At 39.9% G+C, this 1790-nt stretch carries 1 protein-coding gene; it reads left to right on the top strand.

Annotation, left to right across the window (positions count from 1 at the left end; all coding sequences use genetic code 11):
- Positions 1 to 132 precede the first annotated feature (132 nt).
- Positions 133 to 1419, top strand: a complete 1287-nt coding sequence (locus tag EDD74_RS14920) for an IS110 family RNA-guided transposase (protein ID WP_116441026.1) — start codon at positions 133 to 135, stop codon at positions 1417 to 1419.
- The last annotated feature ends 371 nt before the right edge of the window (positions 1420 to 1790 follow it).

Genomic DNA, 1790 nt, shown 5'->3' with positions numbered 1-1790 from the left:
AGGAGCTTCCTGTATAATTCAAATATAAGGAATTCCAAGAAAGAAGGTTGAGAAAAAAATACCTCAGTGTAGAATAAGATTACTGACTTTGCACGGTTAGTAACAATCTTATTGAACAGAGAGGTATCTAAAATGAAGTATAACACACAGAACGCAAAAATTAAATCTATTACGGAAAAGACATTAATTGTTGGGATTGATGTGGGAAGTGAAACGCACTTTGCAAGAGCATTCGATTGGCGTAATTACGAGTATTCAAAGAAACCGTTGGAATTCAGTAATACAGAAGCTGGATTTATGACTTTAAAAGCATGGATGGCGGATCTTGCAGAAAAATACGGTAAAAACGTTGTGATTCCGGGAATGGAACCAACAGGACACTATTGGTTCAACCTTGGAGCATACCTGCAGGACAATGGCATGAAACCGGTTCATGTAAATCCACATCATGTAAAGAAGTCAAAAGAACTGGATGACAATAATCCAAACAAAAATGACCGTAAGGATCCAAAGACAATTGCGGCGCTGGTAAATGAAGGGAGATTTTCATATCCATATATACCAACTGGTATTTATGCTGAGATTCGGAGTCTTTCAAATCTCAGATTACAAACCCAGGAAGAAATTACAAGGATCAAGAACCGTATCGCAAGATGGTTTAGCATCTATTTTCCGGAAATCAAAGACGTTTATAGAAATCCGGATTCTGTGAGTGGTCTTATGATATTAAAAGAGGCACCTTTGCCACAAGATATCGTAAAACTGGGTGTAGATGGAATCAATAAGATTTGGCGGGATGCTAAGTTGAGAGCGGCTGGACTGAAGAGGGCAAAGACCCTGGTAACGGCTGCAGAGCACAGTATTGGAAGCCAGGAAGCACCTGATAGTGCAAGAATTGAATTGAAGAATCTACTGAACGATTATGAAATCTACAAAAATAGAGAGGAAGACCTGATGAGCCTGACAGAGGAAAAGTTGTCAGAGATTCCTCATATAGATAAGTTGTTGGAAATCAAAGGAGTTGGATTGAAAACAGTGAGTGGATTTGTTGCCGAAGTAGGAGACATCACACGTTTTGATAATCCAAAGCAACTGCAAAAACTAGCTGGATATGCCATTGTAGAGTGTAGTTCGGGAAAACATAAGGGCGAGAGTCACATCAGCTACAGAGGAAGAAAACGCCTCAGATATGTACTGTATGAAGCAGCCATATCCTTGATTGCAAGGAATGAAGAATTTAAGGAAGTACACCGGTATTATCGAACTAGAAAAGAAAATCCGCTAAAGAAGATGCAGTCAGTCATAGCAGTTGCGTGTAAAGTCTTAAGAATCTTTTATACGATTTTGACTAAAGGTGTGACTTATGACGGTGCAAAGATGATGCAAGATATCAAGAGACCACAGATGCTTGCAGCATAGAGTGCAGGAAGTAACCAACCCGAAAAGGTACAAAAGCAGAATGTAATGGGGAACGTCCACTGAAAAGTGCTGTTACAGGAAGCAAGTCAGTAATAATAGGAACAAAGAATGAGCAGGTAGTTGGCAGGAATATTTTCCATAGGGCAAGACCCTGACAAGGAGCTAAGCTGACACCCGGATTATGGATAGGCAGAACGAAGGAAGTTAGGACTCACGAAGTGATGATCCTGGTAGACACGGGAGGTGCGTTGCCATAGATGGAAGGGAATACACAAGGCCATTTAAAACGAATAAAAAAGACGTTTTATTTCGTATACCCTAAACTAGCTATTTTCGTACCAGATACAGAGAAATATCCATGATTCTTGTTC

The sequence above is a fragment of the Faecalimonas umbilicata genome, assembly GCF_004346095.1.
GTDB lineage: Bacteria > Bacillota > Clostridia > Lachnospirales > Lachnospiraceae > Faecalimonas > Faecalimonas umbilicata.
The sequence above is the reverse complement of the archived record's forward strand: the minus strand, read 5'-3'. Positions and strand labels throughout refer to the sequence as shown.

Coding starts and splice junctions, on each gene's coding strand:
- EDD74_RS14920 (WP_116441026.1), top strand. CDS start 133: ATGAAGTATAACACACAGAACGCAAAAATTAAATCTATTACGGAAAAG.